The sequence below is a fragment of the Streptomyces sp. NPDC016469 genome (assembly GCF_040632905.1).
Taxonomy (GTDB): Bacteria; Actinomycetota; Actinomycetes; order Streptomycetales; family Streptomycetaceae; genus Streptomyces.
In genome coordinates this window covers 1-22,630 of the sequence record NZ_JBEYCQ010000020.1, presented here as the reverse complement: position 1 = coordinate 22,630, position 22,630 = coordinate 1, and the positions used below count along the sequence as shown (strand labels likewise).

General features: G+C 71.5%; 20 protein-coding genes and 1 riboswitch. Of the genes, 9 read left to right on the top strand and 11 right to left on the bottom strand.

From position 1 onward, the window contains the following. Positions 1 to 10: 10 nt before the first annotated feature. From nagA to ABZ565_RS22745, 3 genes are all read right to left on the bottom strand, one after another. The gene (gene nagA / locus ABZ565_RS22755; protein WP_361029755.1) at positions 11 to 1,171 is read right to left on the bottom strand and encodes an N-acetylglucosamine-6-phosphate deacetylase; all 1,161 of its coding nucleotides are present in this window, start codon (positions 1,169 to 1,171) and stop codon (positions 11 to 13) included. Further along, on the bottom strand, positions 1,171 to 2,103 hold the full coding sequence (locus ABZ565_RS22750) for an ROK family protein (RefSeq protein ID WP_361029752.1): 933 nt from the start codon (positions 2,101 to 2,103) through the stop codon (positions 1,171 to 1,173). Before ABZ565_RS22750 ends, nagA begins: the two co-directional genes overlap by 1 nt. Before the next feature lie 165 nt (positions 2,104 to 2,268). Continuing rightward, positions 2,269 to 3,177 (bottom strand): sugar isomerase, encoded by a 909-nt coding sequence (locus ABZ565_RS22745; RefSeq protein WP_361029749.1) that lies wholly within the window; start codon positions 3,175 to 3,177, stop codon positions 2,269 to 2,271. A 293-nt stretch (positions 3,178 to 3,470) separates the two neighbouring features. Between ABZ565_RS22745 and ABZ565_RS22740 the strand changes: the two genes are divergently transcribed. The 3 genes from ABZ565_RS22740 to otsB all read left to right on the top strand — a co-directional run bounded on the left by ABZ565_RS22740 (position 3,471) and on the right by otsB (position 6,065). Further along, positions 3,471 to 4,721: an extracellular solute-binding protein gene (locus ABZ565_RS22740; protein ID WP_361030092.1), complete on the top strand. Its 1,251-nt coding sequence runs from the start codon at positions 3,471 to 3,473 to the stop codon at positions 4,719 to 4,721. Positions 4,722 to 4,765: 44 nt separating this feature from the next. Continuing rightward, complete coding sequence (locus tag ABZ565_RS22735) at positions 4,766 to 5,026, top strand: DUF3263 domain-containing protein (RefSeq protein ID WP_361029746.1); 261 nt, start codon at positions 4,766 to 4,768, stop codon at positions 5,024 to 5,026. Positions 5,027 to 5,243: 217 nt separating this feature from the next. After that, on the top strand, positions 5,244 to 6,065 hold the full coding sequence (otsB, locus tag ABZ565_RS22730; RefSeq protein WP_361029743.1) for a trehalose-phosphatase: 822 nt from the start codon (positions 5,244 to 5,246) through the stop codon (positions 6,063 to 6,065). Here the strand turns inward: otsB and ABZ565_RS22725 are convergent. Then, the gene (locus ABZ565_RS22725; protein WP_361029740.1) at positions 6,062 to 7,453 is read right to left on the bottom strand and encodes a trehalose-6-phosphate synthase; all 1,392 of its coding nucleotides are present in this window, start codon (positions 7,451 to 7,453) and stop codon (positions 6,062 to 6,064) included. The two genes, otsB and ABZ565_RS22725, sit on opposite strands and share 4 nt — an antisense overlap. 64 nt (positions 7,454 to 7,517) lie before the next feature. Continuing rightward, positions 7,518 to 8,456: a glucosyl-3-phosphoglycerate synthase gene (locus ABZ565_RS22720; RefSeq protein ID WP_361029737.1), complete on the bottom strand. Its 939-nt coding sequence runs from the start codon at positions 8,454 to 8,456 to the stop codon at positions 7,518 to 7,520. Positions 8,457 to 8,609: 153 nt separating this feature from the next. Then, a riboswitch (SAM riboswitch) is annotated at positions 8,610 to 8,736 on the top strand. A 17-nt stretch (positions 8,737 to 8,753) separates the two neighbouring features. Here ABZ565_RS22720 and thrC point away from each other — a divergent pair. From thrC to groL, 4 genes are all read left to right on the top strand, one after another. Then, a complete protein-coding gene (gene thrC, locus ABZ565_RS22715; protein WP_361029734.1) occupies positions 8,754 to 10,046 on the top strand; it encodes a threonine synthase in 1,293 nt (430 codons plus the stop codon). Positions 10,047 to 10,074: 28 nt separating this feature from the next. After that, complete coding sequence (locus ABZ565_RS22710) at positions 10,075 to 10,353, top strand: MoaD/ThiS family protein (protein ID WP_018101573.1); 279 nt, start codon at positions 10,075 to 10,077, stop codon at positions 10,351 to 10,353. A gap of 355 nt (positions 10,354 to 10,708) precedes the next feature. Further along, positions 10,709 to 10,915: a cold-shock protein gene (locus ABZ565_RS22705; protein ID WP_003967346.1), complete on the top strand. Its 207-nt coding sequence runs from the start codon at positions 10,709 to 10,711 to the stop codon at positions 10,913 to 10,915. Between the two features lie 369 nt (positions 10,916 to 11,284). Further along, the gene (gene groL / locus ABZ565_RS22700) at positions 11,285 to 12,907 is read left to right on the top strand and encodes a chaperonin GroEL (RefSeq protein ID WP_136201462.1); all 1,623 of its coding nucleotides are present in this window, start codon (positions 11,285 to 11,287) and stop codon (positions 12,905 to 12,907) included. 87 nt (positions 12,908 to 12,994) lie between these two features. Here groL and ABZ565_RS22695 read toward each other — a convergent pair whose 3' ends face one another. Further along, positions 12,995 to 13,705, bottom strand: coding sequence for a TetR/AcrR family transcriptional regulator C-terminal domain-containing protein (locus tag ABZ565_RS22695; protein WP_361029730.1), 711 nt, complete (start codon positions 13,703 to 13,705; stop codon positions 12,995 to 12,997). Between the two features lie 127 nt (positions 13,706 to 13,832). Between ABZ565_RS22695 and ABZ565_RS22690 the strand changes: the two genes are divergently transcribed. After that, positions 13,833 to 15,518, top strand: a complete 1,686-nt coding sequence (locus tag ABZ565_RS22690) for a CocE/NonD family hydrolase (RefSeq protein WP_361029727.1) — start codon at positions 13,833 to 13,835, stop codon at positions 15,516 to 15,518. Between the two features lie 28 nt (positions 15,519 to 15,546). Here ABZ565_RS22690 and ABZ565_RS22685 read toward each other — a convergent pair whose 3' ends face one another. The 5 genes from ABZ565_RS22685 to ABZ565_RS22665 all read right to left on the bottom strand — a co-directional run bounded on the left by ABZ565_RS22685 (position 15,547) and on the right by ABZ565_RS22665 (position 20,057). Beyond that, complete coding sequence (locus ABZ565_RS22685; protein WP_361029724.1) at positions 15,547 to 16,467, bottom strand: SGNH/GDSL hydrolase family protein; 921 nt, start codon at positions 16,465 to 16,467, stop codon at positions 15,547 to 15,549. 371 nt (positions 16,468 to 16,838) lie between these two features. Then, a complete protein-coding gene (locus tag ABZ565_RS22680) occupies positions 16,839 to 17,414 on the bottom strand; it encodes a rhodanese-like domain-containing protein (RefSeq protein ID WP_361029721.1) in 576 nt (191 codons plus the stop codon). A 135-nt stretch (positions 17,415 to 17,549) separates the two neighbouring features. After that, on the bottom strand, positions 17,550 to 18,293 hold the full coding sequence (locus ABZ565_RS22675; RefSeq protein WP_361029718.1) for a sulfite exporter TauE/SafE family protein: 744 nt from the start codon (positions 18,291 to 18,293) through the stop codon (positions 17,550 to 17,552). After that, complete coding sequence (locus tag ABZ565_RS22670) at positions 18,290 to 18,655, bottom strand: rhodanese-like domain-containing protein (RefSeq protein ID WP_361030089.1); 366 nt, start codon at positions 18,653 to 18,655, stop codon at positions 18,290 to 18,292. Before ABZ565_RS22670 ends, ABZ565_RS22675 begins: the two co-directional genes overlap by 4 nt. Positions 18,656 to 18,692: 37 nt before the next feature. Beyond that, entirely contained in the window at positions 18,693 to 20,057 is a 1,365-nt protein-coding gene (locus ABZ565_RS22665) for an MBL fold metallo-hydrolase (protein ID WP_361029715.1), read from the bottom strand. A 367-nt stretch (positions 20,058 to 20,424) separates the two neighbouring features. Between ABZ565_RS22665 and ABZ565_RS22660 the strand changes: the two genes are divergently transcribed. Continuing rightward, complete coding sequence (locus ABZ565_RS22660) at positions 20,425 to 22,485, top strand: glycosyl hydrolase family 28-related protein (RefSeq protein WP_361029712.1); 2,061 nt, start codon at positions 20,425 to 20,427, stop codon at positions 22,483 to 22,485. Positions 22,486 to 22,630 lie beyond the last annotated feature (145 nt).

Genomic DNA, 22,630 nt, shown 5'->3' with positions numbered 1-22,630 from the left:
TACGTGCGGGTCAGCGCGTCGCGGCCTCGGGGCGGACGATCCACTCGCCCTTGCGCATGACGCCCTTGAGCCGGAAGTCCTCGTCCAGGACGACCAGGTCGGCGTCCTTGCCGGGCTCCAGCGAGCCGACCTTGTCGTACACCCCGAGGAGCCGCGCCGGGTTGGCGGAGATGGACGTGACGACGTCCTCGACGGGGATGCGGTCGATGGTCACGGCGCGGTGGAAGGCGGTGTCCAGGGTGAGGGTGGAGCCGGCGATGGAGTTGCCCTCGACCAGCCGGGCGACGCCGTTCTCGACGTTCACGGCGAGCGGGCCGAGCTGGTAGCGGCCGTCCCCGAAGCCGGCCGCGTCCATGGCGTCGGTGATGAGGGCGACGCGGTCGGCGCCCGCGTGGTGGTAGGCCAGTTCGAGCGCGGCCGGGTGCAGGTGCGTGCCGTCGTTGATCAGCTCGACGGTGATCCGCTCGTCCTCCAGGAGGGCGGCGATCGGGCCGGGCGCGCGGTGCCCGATGCCAGGCATCGCGTTGTAGAGGTGCGTGGCGACGGTGGCGCCGGCGTCGATCGCCTCGACGGTCTGCTCGTACGTGGCGTCGGTGTGGCCGATGGCCGCGATGACGCCGTGCTCGGCGAGCAGCCGTACCGACTCGATGCCGCCGGGCAGCTCGGTGGCGAGGGTGAACATCTTCGCGGTGCCGCGCGCGGCGTCCATCAGCTTGCGGACCTCGGCCGGGTCCGGGTGGCGCAGCAGGGCCTCGCTGTGGGCGCCCTTGCGGCAGGGGGAGATGAAGGGGCCCTCGAAGTGGATGCCGGCGAGGTCGCCCTGTTCGACCAGTTCGGAGAGGACGCCGGCGCGCTCGGCGAGGAAGTCCATCTCACCGGTGACCGTGGAGGCGACGAGGGTGGTGGTGCCGTGCTCGCGGTGGGTGCGGACGCCGGTCAGGACCTCGTCCACGGTGCCGGAGGTGAAGGAGGCGCCGCCGCCGCCGTGGTTGTGCATGTCCACGAAGCCGGGGACGATCCAGTGGCCGGAGAGGTCCAGGACCGGGGCGTTCTCGGCCTGGGTGCCGGAGATGCGGGTGCCTTCGACGGTCACCCGGCCGTCCTCGACGGTGCCGGTGGGCAGTACCACCCGGGCCCCTGCGAGAACGGTGCTGTCTGCGCGTCCGGCCATCAGGCGGATACCTCCGTGGAGAGTAGATCCCAGGCGAGCAGCCCTGCGCCCAGGCATCCGGCGGTGTCCCCGAGGGCCGCCGGGACGATGTGGGGCAGCTTCTGGAACGTGACGCGTTCCTCGACGGCCGCACGGAGTGGTGTGAACAAGGTTTCCCCGGCCTCGGCGAGCCCGCCACCGATGATGAGCGTGCGCGGGTCCAGCAGGGTGAGCGCGGTGACGAGTCCGGCGGCGAGCGCGTCGACGGCGTTCTGCCAGACCTCGGCGGCCTTCGGGTCGCCGGATTCGACGGCCTTGGCGCAGTCGGCGGCGTCCGCCTTCGGGTCGCCGGACGCGGCCGCCCAGGCGCGGCTGACGGCGGAGGCGGAGGCCAGGGTCTCCAGGCAGCCGCGCTGGCCGCAGCCGCAGTCCGGGCCGTCCGGCCGGATCACGATGTGGCCGATCTCGCCCGCGTAGCCGTGGGCGCCCTCCTCGATCGCGCCGGCGATGCCGATGGCTCCGGCGATCCCGGTGCCGAGCGGGATGAAGAGGAAGCGGTCGGCGCCCTGGCCGGCGCCGATCCGGCCCTCGGCGAGCCCGCCGGTGCGGACGTCGTGGCCGAGCGCCACGGGCACGCCGCCGAGCCGTTCGCCGAGCAGTTGCCGCATGGGTACGTCGCGCCAGCCCAGGTTCGCCGCGTAGACGGCGATCCCCTTCTCCGCGTCGACGATGCCGGGCACGGCGACACCGGCCGCGAGGGCGCTCTCGCCGAAGTGCTCCTCGCCGTACGCGCGCAGGTCGGCGGCGAAGGCGAGGATCGACTCCACGACGGCGTCGGGGCCACGCTCTCTGCCGGTCGCGCGTCGCGCCTCGTGGAGCAGGGCGCCGTCGGCCCCGACCAGTGCGGCCTTCATTCCGGTGCCGCCCACATCGAGGGCGATGACGTGTTTCACGTGGAACAGTTTCGCCCGAGCGACCCCAAAAGGTCTAGTCCACTAGTGCTGTTTGTTGCGCATCCATACAAAATCCCGGTACCGGTTACGGGGAAGGGCCCGGTTTGTCGAGAAGGCCGCCCGGGAAGGGCCCGGCGCCTGCCCGATCCCGGGCCCGGGAAGGCGCTACTCCGGCAGGATCACGCTGCGCGAGAGGTTGCGGGGGTGGTCGGGGTCGTACCCCTTCGACTCGGCCAGGACCACCGCGAGCCGCTGTGCGCGGATCAGGTCGGCCATCGGGTCCGCCGCCCCATTGGCGACGAGCGTCCCGCCGACCGCCGCGACCTCGCCGGCCAGCCCCTCGGGCAGGGCGCCGAAGACCCAGGCCACCCGGTTCGGACCGGTGATCGCGATCGGGCCGTGGCGGTACTCCATCGCCGGGTACGACTCGGTCCAGGCGCCGGCCGCCTCGCGCATCTTCAGCCCGGCCTCCTGGGCGAGACCGTAGGTCCAGCCGCGCCCCAGGAACGTCCACTGCTCGGCCGCGACCACCGCCTCGTCCAGCGGCTCGGTCACCGCGAGCTCCGCGTCGACCGCCGCCTCGGCGACCGTCTTCACGCCCGCCGGAAGCGGACCGGCCGCCTCCAGGCCCGCCCGCAGGAAGGCGAGCGCGGTCGTCGCGAACCGGGTCTGGACCACTGACTCCTCGTCCGCCCAGTCCAGCACCGCGACCGCGTCGGCGGCCTCCATGACGGGCGTCTTCGGATCGCCGGTCAGCGCGACGGTCGCGGTCCTCCCGCGCAGCTCGCGCAGGAGCGCCAGCACCTCGCTCGTCGTACCGGAGCGGGTGATCGCGACCACCCGGTCGTACGGCCGCCCCACCGGGAACTCCGAGGAGGCGTACGCGTCCGTCTCGCCCTGCCCCGCGGCCTCCCGCAGGGCCGCGTACGCGATGGCCATGAACCACGAGGTGCCGCATCCCGTGACGGCGACGCGCTCGCCCGGCTTCGGCAGTCCCTCGAACTCCGCGCCCGCCTGCGCGGCACGCCGCCAGCAGCTGGGCTGGGTGGCAATCTCAGATGCGGTACGCGACATGCGGAGCGGCTCCTCGGGCTGGGCGGGTCGGACGTGACGGGGTGGACCCGTACGAGAACTGACGTACCGTCGATTAAAGGTCTGGACCAATAAGACCCGTACGTCGAGACCTACTTAGCAGTCGCCGCAGGCCCCGTGCAATGCTGCTGCGTTGTGGAAGCGATACCTCCGTGGTGTAGACCTCTATGCCGGTGGCGGGGAAAATCGCAGCTCACCCGGAGTGCCCCGCGCGGATGCGGGAGCCGCGGGCAGTGCGATCGACGAGGATGGACTGAGCTGTGCAGCGGCGTTACTTGGGACTGACGGCGGCTGTCGCCGTACTGGGGATGACGGCGACGCTGTCGGGCTGCGGCGCGGACAGCGGCCCCGGCGATGTGACGCTGAAGCTGGTCGCGGCCGACTACGGCACGAGCGAGGCGAACAAGTCCGACAAGTACTGGGACGGCATCGCCCGCAGCTTCGAGGCGTCCCACCCCGGCATCAAGGTCGACGTGACCGTCCTGCCCTGGACCGACGTCGACCGCGAGGTCGCCAAGATGGTCAAGGAGGGCAAGGCCCCCGACATCGCGCAGATCGGCGCCTACGCGGACTACGCGAAGGCCGGGAAGCTCTACTCCGCCGACGAGATGCTGAGCATCCCGACCCAGGCCAACTTCCTGCCGAAGCTGATCGGAGCGGGCCAGGTCAACCGCATCCAGTACGGGCTGCCGTTCGTCGCCTCCACCCGCCTGCTCTTCTACAACAAGAAGCTCTTCTCGCAGGCCGGCCTGGACGCCCCCAGGACCTGGAGCGAGATAGCCTCCGACGCCGCCGCGCTCAAGCAGCGCGGGGTGTCCTACCCCATCGCACTGCCGCTCGGCCCGGAGGAGTCCCAGGCCGAGACCCTGATGTGGATGCTCAGCGGGGGCGGCGGCTACACCGACGAGGTCGGCTCGTACAACATCGCCTCCGAGGAGAACATCAAGACGTTCGACTGGCTGAAGTCGAACCTCGTGGACAAGGGCCTCGTCGGCCCGGTCGCCCCCGGCAAGCTGAACCGCGCCAAGGCGTTCGAGGAGTTCTCGAAGGGGAAGGTCGGCATGCTCAACGGCCACCCCACGCTGATGGAGGAGGCGCAGAAGGAGGGCGTCGAGGTCGGCATGGTGCCGCTGCCCGGCGAGCACGGCCCCACCGAAGGATCGATGGGCGTCGCCGACTGGATCATGGGCTTCAAGCAGAACGATCACCGGGTCGAGATCGGCAAGTTCTTCGACTTCCTGTTCACCGACAAGAACGTGATCGAGTTCGCCGACATGTACGACATGCTGCCGGTCACGGGCAGCGCGTCCGCGGCGATGGAGGACGACGCCAAGTACAAGCCGCTGCACCAGTTCCTGGCGGCGCTGCCGGAGTCGGAGTTCTACCCGTTCGGCAAGACGTCCTGGGCGGCGGCGAGCGAGTCGATCAAGGAGAACATCGGCAAGACGGTGCAGCCGGGGGCGAACCCGCAGAGCGTGCTGGAGCGGATTTCGCGGGATGCGACGCAGGCGGAGGCGGCGGAGTAGCCTCCGCGTTCCGCGGGGGCGGGGCGCGCCATATATTGGCTGATATGACCGCCCACCCCCCGAACGGCCCTGCCGAGTCCGCGCCGCTGTCCGACCGTGATCGCGCGGTGCTGGCGGTGGAGCGGCAGTCGTGGGCGGGGGCGGGGGCGAAGGAGCGGGCGATCCGGGAGCGGCTGAGGCTGTCGCCGACCCGGTACTACCAACTGCTGAACGCGTTGCTGGACGATCGGCGGGCGCTGGAGGAGGACCCGGTGACGGTGAATCGCCTTCGGCGCGTCCGGGATGCCCGCCGGGGGAGGCGCTAGCGGGGCGCCTGCGGCGGGCCAGTTCCCCACCCCGCCCCTTCCCGAAACCGGGGCGCTGCCCCGGGCCCCGCTGCTCAAGCGCCGCAGGGGCTGGGTTTCGGGGCGCTGCCCCGGGCCCCGCTGCTCAAGCGCCGCAGGGGCTGGATTTCGGGGCTCCGCAGCGGGGGTACGGGGGCAGCGCCCCCGCGACAAAGGCGCGCGGCGATACGCTCACCGTATGGGCACCCCACAGACAACCGCAGGCCGTACCGGGCTGGAAGCCATCCTCGCCCGGCCCGCCGAGGCCCTCGTCGCGCTCGACTTCGACGGGACGCTGGCGGACATCGTGCCGGACCCGGAGCAGGCGCGGGCGCACCCCGGAGCCGTGGAGGCGCTCGCCGCCCTCGCGCCGAAGGTCGCGTCCGTGGCCGTGATCACCGGGCGCCCCGCCGACGTCGCCGTGCGGTACGCCGGGGTCGCCGGGGTCGCCGGGCTCGACCACCTCGTCGTGCTCGGGCACTACGGCGCCGAGCGCTGGGACGCCGTGACCGGGACCGTGCACGCCCCCGACCCGCACCCGGGCGTCGCGGCCGTGCGCGCCGAACTCCCCGACGTATTGACGGAGTCCGGGACCTGGACCGAGGACAAGGGCCACGCCCTCGCCGTGCACACCCGCCGCGCCGCCGATCCGCAGGCCGCGTTCGACGCGCTGTGCGGGCCCCTCGGCGAGCTGGCCGCGCGCCACGGGCTGATCGTGGAGCCGGGGCGGCTGGTCCTGGAGTTGCGCCCGCCGGGCATGGACAAGGGCGTCGCGCTCACCGAGTACGTGCGCGAGATCGGCGCCACGTCCGTGCTGTACGCGGGCGACGACCTGGGCGACCTCGCCGCGTACGCGGCCGTGGAGAAGCTGCGCACGGACGAGGCGGACCCCGTCCCCGGCCTGCTCATCTGCAGCGGGAGCGGCGAGGTGCCGGAGCTCGCCGAGCGCGCCGACCTGTCCCTGCCGGGGCCGGGCGCGGTCGTGGACTACCTGCGCGCCCTGGCCGACCGGCTCGCCTAACCCCGCCGCAGCGCCTCCAGCTGGTCCAGGAACCACTGCTGCGGCGGCAGCGCGGTGGCCGCCTCGGCCAGACGTTCCGTGCGGGCGGCCCGTACGTCGTCCGGGAGCGTCAGCGCCCGGTGCAGCGCCTCGGCCGTGGCGGAGACGTCGTACGGGTTGACCGTGAAGGCGTGCTCGCCCAGCTCCTCGTACGCGCCGGCCTCCCGCGACAGGACCAGCGCGCAGCCCTCGTCGGAGACGACCGGGACCTCCTTGGCGACCAGGTTCATGCCGTCCCGGATCGGGTTGACGAGGGCGACGTCGGCCAGCCGGTACGCGGCGAGCGAGCGGGCGAAGTCGTCCTTGACGTGCAGGACGACCGGCGTCCAGCCCGCCGTGCCGTACGTCTTGTTGATCGCGTCGGCGACCTGCTGGACCTCCGCGGTGTACTCCCGGTAGACCGCGAGGTCCTGGCGCGAGGGGTAGGCGAAGGCGACGTGCACGACGCGTTCGCGCCACTCGGGGTGTTCGTCCAGCAGGGTGCGGTAGGCGTGGAGGCCCCGGACGATGTTCTTGGACAGCTCCGTGCGGTCGACCCGGACGACCGTCTTCCGGTCCGGCCCGATCTGCTCGCGCAGGGCGGCCATCCGCTCGTCCACGTCCGCCTCGTGCGCGCGGCTCCGCAGGAATCCGGCGTCGGCGCCCAGGCCGTGGACACCGATGCGGGTGCGGCCGGTGCCGCCCAGGATCTCCGTGCAGCAGCCGATGAAGGCGTCCGCCCAGCGGCGGGTCAGGAAGGCGGCGCGGTCGGCGCCGAGGATGCCGCGCAGCAGCTGCTCGGCGATGTCGTCGGGGAGCAGCCGGAAGTAGTCGACGGGCGCCCACGGGGTGTGCGAGAAGTGGCCGATCCGCAGGTCGGGGCGCAGCTCGCGGAGCATGCCGGGGACCAGCGAGAGGTGGTAGTCCTGCACGAGGACGGCCGCGCCCTCGCCCGCCTCCTCGGCCAGCGCTTCGGCGAAGGCGCGGTTGTACGCCTCGAAGGAGGCCCACTGCCTGCGGAACTCCGCGTCGAAGACGGGCTCGACGGGCGTCTGGTACAGCATGTGGTGGACGAACCACAGCACGGAGTTGGCGATGCCGTTGTACGCGTCGGCGTGCACCCCGGCGTCGATGTCGAGCATCCGGACGCCCGGCTCGCCGACCCCTCGGCGCACCGCCTCCCGGTCGCCGTCGCCGAGGGCGGCGCAGACCCACATCTTGTCGTCCACGGCGCTGAGGCCGGAGACGAGTCCGCCTCCGCCCCGTTTCGCTTCGAGGGTGCCGTCGTCGCCCAGGGCGTACGAGACGGGGCCGCGGTTGGACGCGACGAGAACCTGGGCAGCGGGCTGGGGGGCGTGCTCGGAGACCATGGCCGGAATCTAGCCCGAACCCGATCCGCCCAAACGTACGAAGTCGGACGGGATGCAGTCGCGATCAGGCCGCGCGGCGTGCCAGGTACTCCTCGATCTCGCACATGGGCGGCCTCTCCTGCGTGTCCACCGGGTAGGTGCGCGGAACGAACCCGTCCGGTCCCCGTTCGAACTGGGTCAGCGAGGGGCGCACCAGATGACCCCGGGAGAGCCGCACCTGCGCGGTGCGGTAGATCGCGGCGGCCATCCGGCCGAGCGCCTGGCCGTCCTGGTGGCGGTGGACGCGGACGCCGACGTCCACCTGGGCGAGGGCGTCGAGGCCCACGGTGTGCAGCGCGTCCACGAGCAGGCCGAGCTCGACCCCGTAACCGACCGGGAACGGCAGCCGCTCCAGGAGCGAGCGGCGTACGGCGTACTCGCCGCCCAGCGGCTGGACGAAGCCCGCGAGGAGCGGCCAGTGCAGATTCAGCAGGGGGCGGGCCACCAGCTCGGTGACGCGGCCGCCCTGGCCGGCCACCGTGCCGAGCGGCCGGTCGTACATCGCCTTGACGAACTGCACCTCGGGGTGGGCCAGCAGCGGGCCGACGATGCCGGAGACGAAGTCGGCCGAGAAGTCCTTCAGGTCCGCGTCGATGAAGCACAGGATGTCGCCGCTGGTCACGAGGAGCGACCGCCACAGCACCTCGCCCTTGCCGGGGACGGCGGGGAGGCGGGGCAGGATCGCGTCGCGGTGGACGACGCGGGCGCCCGCGCGGCGGGCGACCTCGGCGGTGGCGTCCGTGGAGCCCGAGTCGATCACGACCAGTTCGTCCACCAGCGGAACGCGCTCCATCAGCTCGCGCCGGATCGTCGCGACGATGTCCCCGACGGTCGCGGCCTCGTTGAGGGCCGGTAGAACGACACTGACGCCCGTACCGTTCGCGGCGGCCCGCACGCTCGCCGGCGGGTGGTCGGCGGCTGACCAGGAACGCCTGGTCAGCCAGCTTTCGACCTCTTCGAGCACGGTCGATACTCCCTGTATGTGATCCATCTCGCGGTACGGACGGCTATCTCACCCGTCCGCTCCTTCGGTTACAGTCTTGAACAACGCGGACGGCCATCGCATGCCGGGGTCGGTCCGCCGACAAATGCGCGGATCCATGATCCGTCGCCACAGCGCTCATCCAGAGGGACAGAGGGAACGGCCCGTTGAAGTCCCGGCAACCCTCCTGCCGACCGCGAGGTCAGGTGGGGAAGGTGCCAATTCCGTCTCGCGGCGAAACGCGCCGTGAGGAAGATGAGGAGAAAGGGCCTCGCCATCATGGCTGTTGAGACTGTCGCAGCACCCACCGAATCTTCCGTGGACCTCGGTCCCGCAGCGGCCCTTTCCTGCCGCGAATGCGGTGAACGGTTCGCACTCGGTCCCATTTTCGCCTGCGCGTCCTGTTTCGGGCCGCTCGAAGTGGCGTACGACCTGCCGAGCGGCTCCCCCGACGAGCTGAAGAAGCGCATCGAGGCCGGCCCGAACAACATCTGGCGTTACGCGCCGCTGCTGCCGGTGCCCGCCGATGTGGCCGACAAGCCCAATCTCAACCCCGGCTTCACCAAGCTGGTCAAGGCCGACAACCTCGCCCGCGAGCTGGGTGTGACCGGCGGCCTGTACGTGAAGGACGACTCGGGCAATCCGACGCACTCCTTCAAGGACCGCGTCGTCGCGATCGCCGTCGAGGCCGCCCGCGCCTTCGGCTTCACCACGCTCTCCTGCTCCTCGACCGGCAACCTCGCCGGTGCGGTCGGCGCCGCCGCGTCCCGGGCGGGCCTGCGCTCCTGCGTGTTCATCCCGCACGACCTGGAGCAGGGCAAGGTCGTCATGGCCGCGGTGTACGGCGGTGAGCTGGTCGGCATCGAGGGCAACTACGACGACGTCAACCGCTTCTGCTCCGAGCTCATCGGCGACCCGCTGGGCGAGGGCTGGGGCTTCGTCAACGTGAACCTGCGTCCGTACTACGGCGAGGGCTCCAAGACGCTGGCGTACGAGATCTGCGAGCAGCTCGGCTGGCGGCTGCCCGACCAGATCGTCATCCCGATCGCGTCCGGCTCGCAGCTCACGAAGATCGACAAGGGCCTCCAGGAGCTGATCAAGCTCGGGCTGGTCGAGGACAAGCCCTACAAGATCTTCGGCGCCCAGGCCGAGGGCTGCTCCCCGGTCTCCACCGCCTTCAAGGCCGGTCACGACGTGGTCCGCCCGCAGAAGCCGAACACGATCGCCAAGTCCCTCGCGATCGGCAATCCGGCCGACGGCCCGTACGTCCTGGACATCGCCCGCCGCACCGGCGGCGCCGTCGAGGACGTGAACGACGAGCAGGTCGTGGACGCGATCAAGCTGCTGGCCCGCACCGAGGGCATCTTCGCCGAGACGGCGGGCGGGGTGACGGTCGGCGTGACGAAGAAGCTGATCGAGGCCGGCCTGCTCGACCCGGCGCTCACCACCGTCGTCCTGAACACGGGTGACGGCCTCAAGACGCTGGACGCGGTGGCCGACACCTCACAGGCGACCGCCACGATCCGCCCGAGCCTGGACGCCTTCCGCGCCGCCGGACTCGCCACCAGCTGACCACCCGAGAATTCAGGAAGGCACCGCCATGAGCGTCAAGGTCCGCATTCCCACCATCCTCCGCACCTACACCGGCGGCCAGGCCGAGGTTCCGGCCGAGGGCGCGACCCTCTCCGAGGTCATCGCCTCGCTGGAGAAGGACCACCCGGGCATCGCCGCCCGCGTGCTGGACGACCAGGGCAAGCTCCGCCGCTTCGTCAACGTGTACGTCAACGACGACGACGTGCGCTTTGAAGGCGGCCTCGACGCGGCGACCCCGGACGGTGCCGGCGTCTCGATCATTCCCGCCGTGGCCGGCGGCTGCTGAGCCCACGGCTGCGTAGCGTCACCGCAATTGCCCCCTCCGCGAGAGAAGCGGAGGGGGCAATTCTGCATGGTTGAGCGGGGTAGAGTGTGGGAAGTCCCCTTCGCTGCCCGTGCCCCTCGCATATGAGAATGCGCCGCGCCACGATCAGAAGCAGCCAATGTGCCCGGCCCTCTTGTGCCATAAGTCGCCTTTGCCGGGCCCGACTTGCCCCGCAAGCTCATGAATTCCCCATATTCGGGCGATCGGTGCCGCCCAGAATTGTCGTCCAATTGACCTGTTGCAGAGGGCAGTTGGGCAGATACATTCAGCCGCGGTCGACGCGCTTCGGCGCACACACGTTACAGGGGAGTTAGGCATGGCTCAGGGCACCGTCAAGTGGTTCAACGCGGAGAAGGGGTACGGCTTCATCGCGGTCGACGGTGGTGCGGATGTATTCGTCCACTACAGCGCGATCCAGATGGACGGGTACCGCACCCTCGAAGAAGGTCAGCGGGTCGAGTTCGAGATCTCGCAGGGCCAGAAGGGGCCGCAGGCGGACATGGTCAAGCTCGCCGTCGGCTGAGCCCGGCACGGCACGTCGGCCGCGACGCCACGCACGTACGAAGGGTCCGTACCTATAGGGGTACGGGCCCTTCGCGTGTCCGGGGCCGCCCGGGTGCCGCCCGGGGGTTGTCCACACTCCGGCCGGGGGGGCTTGCGCCCTCCCGTCGCCCGACCACCACCCCTCAAGGAGCCTTCGGCGCTTGCACTCGACGGGGTCGAGTGCTAATCATTGGGCTTAGCACTCTCCAGGTGAGAGTGACAGAATTTTGGACCGGGCCGGTGAGGCCCGCACGCCAGGCGGGGAAGGAACCGCAGGGCAGGCAGGCCGTCCGTCGCGGGCGCCACTCGGTCCGGAGCAATCCACCCCTGTCCGGGAGGACCACTTCACATGGCCAAGATCATCGCGTTCGACGAGGAGGCCCGGCGCGGTCTCGAGCGCGGCATGAACCAGCTCGCCGACGCCGTCAAGGTCACCCTTGGCCCCAAGGGTCGCAACGTCGTCCTCGAGAAGAAGTGGGGCGCCCCCACGATCACCAACGATGGTGTCTCCATCGCCAAGGAGATCGAGCTGGAGGACCCGTACGAGAAGATCGGTGCGGAGCTGGTCAAGGAGGTCGCCAAGAAGACGGACGACGTCGCCGGCGACGGTACGACCACCGCCACCGTTCTCGCCCAGGCGCTCGTCCGCGAGGGCCTGCGCAACGTGGCCGCGGGTGCGAACCCGATGGCTCTCAAGCGGGGCATCGAGAAGGCCGTCGAGGCCGTCTCCGCCGCCCTCCTGGAGCAGGCCAAGGACGTGGAGACCAAGGAGCAGATCGCTTCGACCGCCTCCATCTCCGCCGCCGACACCCAGATCGGCGAGCTCATCGCCGAGGCCATGGACAAGGTCGGCAAGGAAGGCGTCATCACCGTCGAGGAGTCCCAGACCTTCGGTCTGGAGCTGGAGCTCACCGAGGGTATGCGCTTCGACAAGGGCTACATCTCGGCGTACTTCGCCACCGACATGGAGCGCATGGAGTCGTCCCTGGACGACCCGTACATCCTCATCGTGAACTCCAAGGTCAGCAACGTGAAGGACCTCCTTCCGCTGCTGGAGAAGGTCATGCAGTCCGGCAAGCCGCTGCTGATCATCGCCGAGGACGTCGAGGGCGAGGCCCTGTCGACCCTGGTCGTCAACAAGATCCGCGGCACGTTCAAGTCCGTCGCCGTCAAGGCCCCGGGCTTCGGCGACCGCCGCAAGGCCATGCTCGGTGACATCGCCATCCTCACGGGCGGCACCGTCATCTCCGAGGAGGTCGGCCTCAAGCTGGAGAACGCCGGTCTCGACCTGCTCGGCCGCGCCCGCAAGGTCGTCATCACCAAGGACGAGACGACGATCGTCGACGGCGCCGGTGACAGCGACCAGGTCCAGGGCCGCGTCAACCAGATCCGTGCCGAGATCGAGAACTCCGACTCGGACTACGACCGCGAGAAGCTCCAGGAGCGCCTGGCGAAGCTGGCCGGCGGCGTGGCCGTCATCAAGGCCGGTGCCGCCACCGAGGTCGAGCTGAAGGAGCGCAAGCACCGCATCGAGGACGCGGTGCGCAACGCCAAGGCCGCCGTCGAGGAGGGCATCGTCGCCGGTGGTGGCGTGGCTCTGCTCCAGGCTTCGGCCGTCTTCGAGAAGCTGGAGCTCTCGGGTGACGAGGCGACCGGCGCCAACGCAGTCAAGCTCGCGCTCGAGGCCCCGCTGAAGCAGATCGCCGTCAACGGTGGTCTCGAGGGTGGCGTCGTCGTGGAGAAGGTGCGCAACCTGCCGATCGGTCACGGCCTCAACGCCGCGACCGGCGAGTACGTCGACATGATCGCCGAGGGCATTCTCGACCCGGCGAAGGTCACGCGCTCCGCCCTGCAGAACGCCGCGTCGATCGCCGCGCTGTTCCTCACCACCGAGGCCGTCATCGCCGACAAGCCGGAGAAGGCCGCCGCGGCCGCTCCGGGCGGCATGCCGGGCGGTGACATGGACTTCTGATCCTGACGGATCGGCGGTTCCAGCAGTTCCACGGCACCGGCCCCCGGGGATTCGTCCCCGGGGGCCGGTGTCTTTGCGCGTACGGGGTCAGCCCGCGTCGAGGCCGTCCACGAGACGGGTGAGGAAGCGGTCGAACATGGCGTCCGGAGTGACCGGCCGCCCGGCCGTCGCCAGGGCCTCCGCCAGTTCCGGATGGTTGCCGTCCGCCGCGACCTCCGCCAGATACCGCGCCTCGGCAGCGGCCCGGCCGGGGTCCTGGGCCACCTGTGTCTGGCCGACCTCGTAGCCCACCTGGGCCGCCACGAACGCGGTGAGCTGGGCGAAGACCTCCAGGCGCGCCGCCCCGTCGAGCCCGCTGGGCCGCAGGGCGGCCAGCGCGTGCTCCACGAAAGCCAGCGTGCGGGGGCCCAGGGACCGGCGGGTCTGCACGGCGGCGGGCAGCCAGGGGTGGCGGAGCATGTTCGCGCGCTGGTGGCGGCCGATGGTCTTCAGGTCGGCGCGCCAGTCGCCGGTGAGCGGGCCGGACGTGGGCAGTTCGCCGGAGACGTGGTCGATCATCAGGTCCAGCAGCGTCTCCTTGTCCGGGGCGTAGCTGTAGAGCGACATGACGCCGGCGCCCACTTCCGCGGCGACCCGCCGCATGGTGACCGCGTCGATGCCCTCGGCGTCCGCGACGACGACGGCGGCGGCCGTGATCGCCTCGCGGCTGAAGGCGGGTCTGCGCCCGCGCCGGGGCCGGTCCGGTTCCCGCCAGAGAACTCGCGGATCGATGCCTCCGGCACCTTCGGTGCGGGTCACGTGCTCTGCCTCTCTCACCCTGGTCGCCTCCGCGGTCCATCCAAGCATCCAGTATTCTCGTACTTAGTACGAGAATAGGGGTGCGGGGTTTGCCGCACCCCTGCGTGCCGTACCGATGGAGGCGAAGATGACCCGACCGACGCACGACGCCCACCCCCGGGCCGCATGGACCCCGTCGTCCGCGAAGCCGCCGCTCGCCTCCCGGCTGATGCGCGCCTCATGGCGCGGCCTGCCCGCCGCGCGCCACCAGGTGGGCGTGGAGCGCGGTCTGACGGTCCCCGCCGCAGACGGCAGCCCGCTGCTCACCGACCACTACTTCCCGCGCGCCGAGGGCGACTTCCCGACCCTCCTGGTCCGTACGCCGTACGGGCGGGGAGTGCCATGGTCCCCGCAGTACGGCCTCCTCTTCGCCGAGCAGGGCTTCCATGTGGTCCTGCAGAGCTGCCGGGGCACCGGCGGCTCTGGCGGCGACTTCCACCTCTGGCGCAACGAGCCCGCCGACGGCCTCGCGACGGTCGCCTGGCTGCGCGAACAGCCCTGGTTCGACGGCCGTCTGGGCACCGTCGGCCCCAGCTACCTCGGGTACGTCCAGTGGGCGCTGGCCCTCGATCCGCCGCCGGAGCTGAAGGCCATGGTGGTCCAGGTGGGGCTGCACGATCCGTACGCCCTCTTCCACACGGACGGCGTCCTCAACCTGGAGACCGCGCTCGCCGTGGGCGCCGGCATGACGTACCAGCACCGGGGCATGGGCGCGTTCGTCCGGGCGACCCTGCGCCTCCAGCGCCGGGTGCGCTCCGCCGTCACCGCGCGTCCGCTGCGCGGGGCGTACGCGGACGCGCTCGGCGGCGAGATCCCCTGGCTGGACGAGGTGATGGCCCACCCGGACGCGAGCGACCCGTACTGGCAGGGCGCGTCCCTGGCCGGGGCGGCGGACCGGGCGGCCGTGCCCACCGCCCTTGTCACCGGCTGGCACGACGCCCTCGTGGACCAGACCTTCGCGCAGTACGGCCGGCTGCGCCGGGCGGGCGGCGAGGCGTCCCTGCTGGTCGGCCCGTGGACGCACACCTCGGCGCTCCAGGCGGGCTGGGCCGAGGTGTTCACCGAATCCCTGGCCTGGCTCCGGGCCCACCTGTGCGACGACCCGTCCGGACTGCGCCCGACGCCGGTGCGTGTGCACGTGGGCGGCGCGGAGGCGGGCGCCCGGGACCTGGACGCGTGGCCTCCGGTCGCGGCCACGGCCTCCTGGTACCCGACCGCCGACGGCCACCTCACCCGCGAGGCGCCCTCGGACGCCGCCCCCGTCGCCTCCTTCCGCCACGACCCGGACGATCCGGTCCCCACGCTGGGCGGCGCGCTGCTCTCCCGTACGGCCGGGGCGCGGGACAACGCGTCGCTGGAGGCGCGCGGGGACGTCCTCACGTTCACCGGGCCCGCCCTGGCCGAACCCCTCACCGTCCTCGGCCCGGTCTCCGCCCGGATCAGCGCCGCCACGGACACGGGGCACGGCGAGGTGTTCGTCCGGCTGTGCGACGTGGACCCCGAGGGGCGCTCGGTCAACGTCTGCGACGGCCTGGCCCGGCTCCGCACCACGGGCACGGACCCGGTCCACGTCACGATCCCGATGACCGCCACCGCCCACCGCTTCGCCCCGGGCCACCGCATCCGCTGGCAGATCAGCCCCGGCCCCCACCCGCGCTTCGCGCTGAACCCGGGCACGGGAGAGGGCCGGGTCGACGCGACGGAGTTCGTACCCGTGCGGGTGACGGTGCACGCGGACTCGGAGTTGACGCTGCCGGTGGAGCCGACCGGGTAGGTGGAGGCGCGCCCCCGCGCGCCAGAGGTCAGTGGCGCCCGGCGCCCCTGGTCAGGGTCTTCAGGAGCGCCTGTGCCATGACCTCCTCGCCCTTGGCGTTGGGGTGGGCCGGAGCGGCGGGCGCCGCGGGGCTCAGCGGTTCGATCCACCGGTCGGCGGGCGCCTTGCACATGTCGTGGCCCACCGTCGGCCCGTAGGTGTCCACGTAGTCGGCCCGGTTCAGCAGCGCCACCGTGCGCAGCATCAGGTTGAGGCGCTTCTCCGTGTCCCGCAGGTAGGGGAAGTCCTTCGCGGCGAACGGGACCTGGGGGAAGCAGCCGGTGCCGTCCTCGGGAAGGAGGTCCGGGTAGCCGACGACGACCACGCGTGCGTGGGGAGCCTTGTGGTGCACCTCCCGCAGCACGCGGGCGATCTTGGGGGCCGTCCGGAGGATCTTCAGCGTCAACTGGTCGTACCCCTCGGCCCCGTAGTACTGCTGGCAGGGATTGCCGGCGAGGTCCTTGGCGCTGAGGGTCGCACAGGTGCCGATGATGGAGCCGAAGCCGACGTCGTTGCCGCCGATCTGTAGGGTCACGAGATCCGTGTCCTTCTTCACCGCGTCCAGCTGAGGCCCATTGGTGCCCTGGGCCTGCCACATCTCCGCGGTCGTCGCACCGCCGCAGCTCACGTCGGTGAACGAGGCGACGTGGCGCTCGCGCGCGGTGATCGACGGGTAGTTGTGGTCGGACCGGGCGCAGTTGGCGTCGACCTGTGTGGGTATCAGCGGGCCGGACGTGTAGGAGTCGCCCAGCGCCACGTAGGAGGTGCGGGGGGATCCGTGCGCGCCCCCTGTCGCGGCCGAGGCCGTGCCGGTGAAGCCGGCGGTGAGCGCGCAGCTGCTCAGCGCCGCCAGCGCGATGGCGGTACGTCGCTTGGATACGGCCCTGCCCGGACGCGTGCGGTGGATCATCGTGCCCTCCCCAGAAATGACGACAGTCCGCGGACGGGCAGCGGTGACCGGGGCGCACAGGGCGTCAGAAGGCACCCGGCCGCTCGGCGGCTCGTGCCCGGCGGACCCAACCTCCTCTGTATACCGGCCAGTAGACCGTGAGACCAGTGATCGGACTCAGTCCGAACAAAGGACTGGGCCCTGGTCTCGTATAGCTACGACGAGAGGACGGGTAGCTCAGCGTCATTCCAGGGCTTCCGCTTCCGTGCGGGGCTCGGGGACCGCCGCGCCACTCTTTGCTCGGGTGGGGTTACCCCTTAGGGCAGATACCCGGGGGGGTATTTGTAGTGGGGAGGGATCCGGCTCCGGATCCCTCCCCTTCGTCGTGTGGTTCAGCGGCTGCGCAGTGCGGCCAGCGTGTTGTCGAGGTCGGCGGCGCGGGGGCGGTTGTGGGGGAGCTTGGCGAGCATGGCGGCCATGCCGCAGGTGTTGGTCAGGGCGGAGAAGACCAGACCGGCCGCGATGCCGGCGGAGATGAGCTGGAAGGCGGGGTGGACTACGAGCCCGAGCAGCAGGCCGAGCAGCACGGTCACTCCTGCGGTGAGCCTCACCTGCCGCTCCATTCCCCAGGTGGCGCGGGAGGCACCCTGGGGGCGGTGGAGCTCGTGGCCGTCGGCTGCCCAGGCGCCGGTGCCTCCCGACAGGGTGGCGGCGGTGATGCCGTTCTCCGCGAGGATCTTGCAGGCGTTCTCGGAGCGTGCGCCGGAGGCGCAGACGACCAGGACGTCGCCGCGGCCGGTGGCGTGACGGATGTCGGGCAGCGCGCGCTGGATCTGGTCGAGGGGGATGTTGAGCGCGCCGGGGAGATGGCCGCCGGCGTACTCACCCGGGGTGCGCACGTCGATGATGGTCAGTTCGTGCAGGCGGCTGCGCGCCTCGTCGGTGGCGAGGACTGTGGGGGTGGTCATGGCAATGTCCTTACGGTTCGGAAGTCGTGGTGGAGCGTGATCCGACGAAAGCGGGCCGGAGGCGGTCCTGGGATGCGCGGTGGGCCGGAGGAGTTCTCCCGCCTCCCTGGTCCGAGCCGTTGGCGGCCGTCGTGTTCAGGTGATCGCGTCGACGAGCATGAAGGCCGCTACCGCCAGCAGGACGCAGGCGAAGACCTTCTGAAGGGTGGTGCCGGAGATCTTCGTCCCGAGTCGTTTGCCGTCCCAGGCGCCGAGGATCGCGGCTCCGGTGAAGGGGCCGATGATCTCCCAGTGGAGCCCGCCGGTGGTGCCGGTGCGTGCGGCGAGCGCGGCGAGTGAGTTCACTGTGATGACGAGCAGGCTGGTGCCCACCGCTCGCCGCATGGTCAGGCCCAGGACGCTCACCAGGGCGGGCACGGCGAGGAATCCCCCGCCGACGCCCAGAAAGCCCGTCACGGCGCCGAGTCCGGCACCGGCACCGGCCGCCTTGCCGGGACGGATCCGGTCCGGCGGCTCGGACGCGGAGGGCCGCAGCATGCGCAGGGCAGCCAGCGCGGCGATGAGCGCAAACGCTGCCGTCAGTACCGCTTCGGGCAGGCTCCCGGCGACAGCGCCGGCGAGGAAGGCGGGGACGATGCCCGCTGCGGCGAACAGGGCCCCTGTCTTCCAAGCCACGTTCCCGTCCCGGGTGTGGGCGTACAGGGCGGTGGCGGAGGTGGCGGTGACGATGATCAGGCCGGCGGTGGTGGCGGCGGCCGGGGTGAAGCCGAGCAGGTAGATCAGTGCCGGCACGGCAAGGACGCTGCCACCGCCGCCGAGGGCTCCGAGGGCGAGACCGACGACGGCCCCGGCGATGAGGGCGAGAACGAGTACGGTCACGCTATCCGGCCGCTGTTCCCGCGTTCGTCGACGACCGGGTGCCCGGCGGCGGCCCACGCGTTCATGCCGCCCTCGACGTCCACCGCCTGCGCTCCGCGCTCGGTGAGGAGCTTCGCCGCCTGCTGGGAGCGGTGACCGCTGCGGCAGATCACCACCAGCGGACGCCCCTCGGCCTCGGCGGGCAGGGCGGCGCCGGCGACCAGTTTCGTCAGCGGTACGTGGACGGCGCCCGGGGCGTGGCCCGCGGTCCATTCGGGCTTCTCACGGACATCCAGCAGGACAGCGTCAGGCCGGTCGCCGCTGGTACGACTGCGTGCCCCATCGACCGTGACACGGGGCCCGTTTCGGCGAAAGAGGAACATCACACGCTTACTTCCTTGCGGGGAGAACGGTCGGACATCAGCCGGAGGCCAGGGACAGCCCGGCATCCGCCGCGGCGTCGAAACCGTCATCGACGGCGACCACGTCGCGGCCGGCGGCATCCAGCAGGGAGGCGGCGATCGCCGCGCGCATCCCGCCGGCGCAGTGCACCCACACCGTGCCGTGCGGCACCTCGCCGATGCGGTCGTGCAGATCGTGGACCGGGATGTGGACCGAGCCGTCGATGTAGCCGCCCGCCCGCTCGGAGTCCCGGCGCACGTCCAGGACGACCACGTCATCGCCGCGGTCGCGCGCGTGGGCGAGGTCGGCGAAGCGGGCCCGCGGGAACGAAGCGAGCTGCTCGCCCTCACCGACCCAGGTGGCGGGGTCGCCGGTGGCGGCGGCGGCCGGGCGGTCGATGCCGACCCGGGCCAGCTCCCGCTGCGCGTCGGCGATCTGCGCGGGGGTGTCGGCGAGTAGGGTGACGGGCTTGCCCCACGGGATCAGCCAGGCGAGGTAGGTGGCGAGCTTGCCCTCGCCCTCGAAGTTGAACGACCCGGCCACATGCCCCTCGGCAAAGGCCAGGCGGCTGCGCAGGTCCACCACCCACTCACCCGCCGCCAGCCTGGAGGCGATCTCGCCCGCGTCCGCACGCCGTGGCGGGGTCAGGTCGACGGGGGCGGGGCCCGCGGCGTTGGCCGGGCCCATGTGCGCGTAGTAGGCGGGCACGTCCTCCAGCCCGGCAAGCATCCGCTGAACGAAGGTGTCCACGTCCAGGGTGAGCGCGTCGTTGCTGGTGCGTTCCCTGCCTATCGTGGTCGCGTCCCCCTCTGACTGGGCGGAGGAGCAGAAGCTGCCGAACCCGTGGGTGGGCAGTACCGGCACCTCGTCGTCCAGCTCGGCGGCCAGGCGGCGGGCGGAGGCGTGCTGGGCCCGGGCCAGCTGCTCGGTCAGCCTTGGTTCGACCAGGTCGGGGCGGCCCACCGTGCCGATCAGCAGCGATCCGCCGGTGAACGCCGCCACGCCACGCCCGTCCTCTTCCAGGACGTAGGAGGTGTGGTGCGGGGTGTGCCCAGGGGTCGCGATCGCCCGCAGCACCAGATTCTCGTCCACGTCCACGGTGTCGCCGTCGGCGACCGGGGTGCGGGCGAAGGACACGTGCGCCGCCGCGGGCACCAGGTACTGGGCGCCGGTGACGCGGGCCAGCTCCAGGCCGCCGGTGACGTAGTCGTTGTGCACGTGGGTCTCCGCCACGTACGCAATGCGCACCCCGCGCCGGGCGGCGGCGGCGATCACCTGGTCGATGTCGCGCGGCGGATCGACGACCACCGCGGCCGCGGCCCCGCCGGCCAGGTAGCTGCGATTGCCAAGCCCCTCGAACTCCAGGGTGTCAACGAAGAACACGACTACGACTCCTCTCGAACGATGTACCCCGGGGGGTATCTGTCACTCACCCTAACAGGGGTACCCCCGGGGGTATTCCTGGCCTCTGCCTGCCCCGAAAACCGCGGGTGCGGCAGCTCCCACTGCGGCGGGTACCCCCCGAGGTGTCGAGGGACCTGGCTTTGCGCGGGGCACCTCGCCGCCCCTTGCGCTCACTGCGCAAAAAGCCGACCCAGTCATGCATCTACGCTTCACGTGCTCGGAAAATTCATGCACGGAGCTTGTGTGCGGGCAGGCGCCCGCCCTACTGTCGCCTCACCCACGACGGCGGCGATTCCCCACGCGCGCTTGGCCGTTGGCACCCAGGACTCAGAGAAACGGGCATGCGATGTCACGGAAGTTCGCCGTTGTCGCGGCGGCGGTGCGAAGACCGCGTCGGGCCGGGCTGTACGCGTCCACGGTCGCCTCGGTGACCGCGGCCGCCGTCGGGTTCGGGGTGCTGGCCGGTGCCCCCGCGCTCGCCGGGCCCCGGCCCGCCGCCGTTCCGGCCCCGGCCGTCACGCGCGCCGCCCTCGATCCCGCGCTGGTGCAGGGCCGGGGCGCGAAGGTGGCGTTCGCGGAGCAGGAGGCCGAGAACGCGGTGACCGACGGGACCGTGATCGGGCCGGACCGGGACGCGTACACGCTGCCGTCCGAGGCGTCGGGGCGTCAGGCGGTCGAGCTGGCGCCCGGGCAGCATGTGGAGTTCACGCTTCCGGCGGCGGCCAACGCCATCACCGTGCGCTACAGCATCCCGGACGCGCCGGGCGGCGGCGGGATCACGGCTCCGCTCGACGTCTCGGTGAACGGCCACAAGCGGTCCACGATGACGCTGACCTCGCGGTACTCCTGGCTGTACAACCAGTACCCGTTCTCCAACGACCCGGGGGCCGGGCTCCTCCACCCCGACTGGTGGATCACCGAGTGCGGCTGCGTGCCCGCCGACACGACGCCCGCCCCGGTCGTGGACAAGCCGTTCCGGCCCAGCCACTTCTACGACGAGCAGCGCCTCCTGCTCGGCCGTACGTACCGCGCGGGCGACACCGTACGGCTGACCGTGCCGGCCGGGAGCCGGGCCGCGTGGACGGCGATCGACCTGCTGGACTCCGAGCGCGTCGGGCTGCCGCACGTCGAACCGCTCGCCGCCGACGTCCTCGCGTTCGGCGCGGACCCGACCGGGCGGCGGGACGCGGCGGGGGCGATCGAGAAGGCGATCGCGTTCGCCCGGCGCGCCCAGCTGAAGGTGTACATCCCGCCGGGGACGTACCGGGTGGACCGGCACATCCTCGTGGACGACGTCACGATCGTCGGCGCGGGCAACTGGTACACGAAGATCAAGGGCCGTGAGGTCGCGCTCGCCGAGCCCGCCGCCGACGGGTCCACGCACACCGGCGCCGGCTTCTACGGGAAGTCCGCGGCCGAGGGCGGCAGCCGCAACGTGCATCTGTCCGGCTTCGCCATCGAGGGCGACGTGCGCGAGCGCATCGACACCGACCAGGTCAACGCGATCGGCGGCGCGATGAGCGATTCGACCATCAAGGGCCTGCACATCAGCCACACCAAGGTCGGCATGTGGTTCGACGGCCCGATGAGGAACCTGAAGGTCTCCGACACCGTGATCGTGGACCAGATCGCGGACGCCATCAACTTCCACACCGGCGTGACCGATTCACGCGTCACGAACACCTTCGTACGCAACTCGGGCGACGACGGCCTCGCCATGTGGGCCGAGAAGACCACGAACGCCCGCAACACGTTCGACCACAACACCGTGCAGACCCCGGTCCTCGCCAACGGCATCGCGATCTACGGCGGCAGCGACATCACCGTCTCGGACAACCTCGTCGCCGACCCGGTCCGCGAGGGCAGCGCGCTGCACCTCGGCTCCCGCTTCGGCGCCGAGCCCTTCGCCGGGAAGGTGGACCTCGCCCGCAACACCACGGTCCGCGCGGGCACGTTCGAGCTGAACTGGAAGACCGGGCTCGGCGCGCTGTGGGTCTTCGCCCTGGACCGGAGCATCGACGGCGCGGATATCCGGGTGACCGGTAACGACTTCCTGGACAGCACGTACAACGCGATCATGCTGGTCTCCGACTGGGCGGTGAAGGACCGGTACGTCATCGAGAACATCCACTTCAAGGACATCCGGGTCGACGGCACGGGCACCTCGGTGCTGAGCGCCCGCGCGGCGGGCGGGGCCACCTTCGAGAACGTGGACGCGCGCAACGTGGGCGCGGTGGGCGTCAACAACTGCGGCTCGTTCCACTTCCCGTCGACGGGGTCGGAGTTCGGCCTCACGGACCTGGGCGGCAACGACGGCGGCTGGCTCGCGCCGTGGCTGCTGCCCAACACGATCACCTGCGACGACCGCCCGGCGGTGGTCCCGCCGCCGGCGCCGTCCGGCTGGTGACCGCCGCCTGATGGGCGGTCGCCACCCGTGGTTCCGCCGCCGGGGCCCGCGAAAAGGGCTCCGGCGGCGGGCTGTGGCGGTCGCGGCGTACCGAACGGGTCCGGCACTTGAACCAGTTCGCTTTGTAGCCCCACCACCGCCTTGT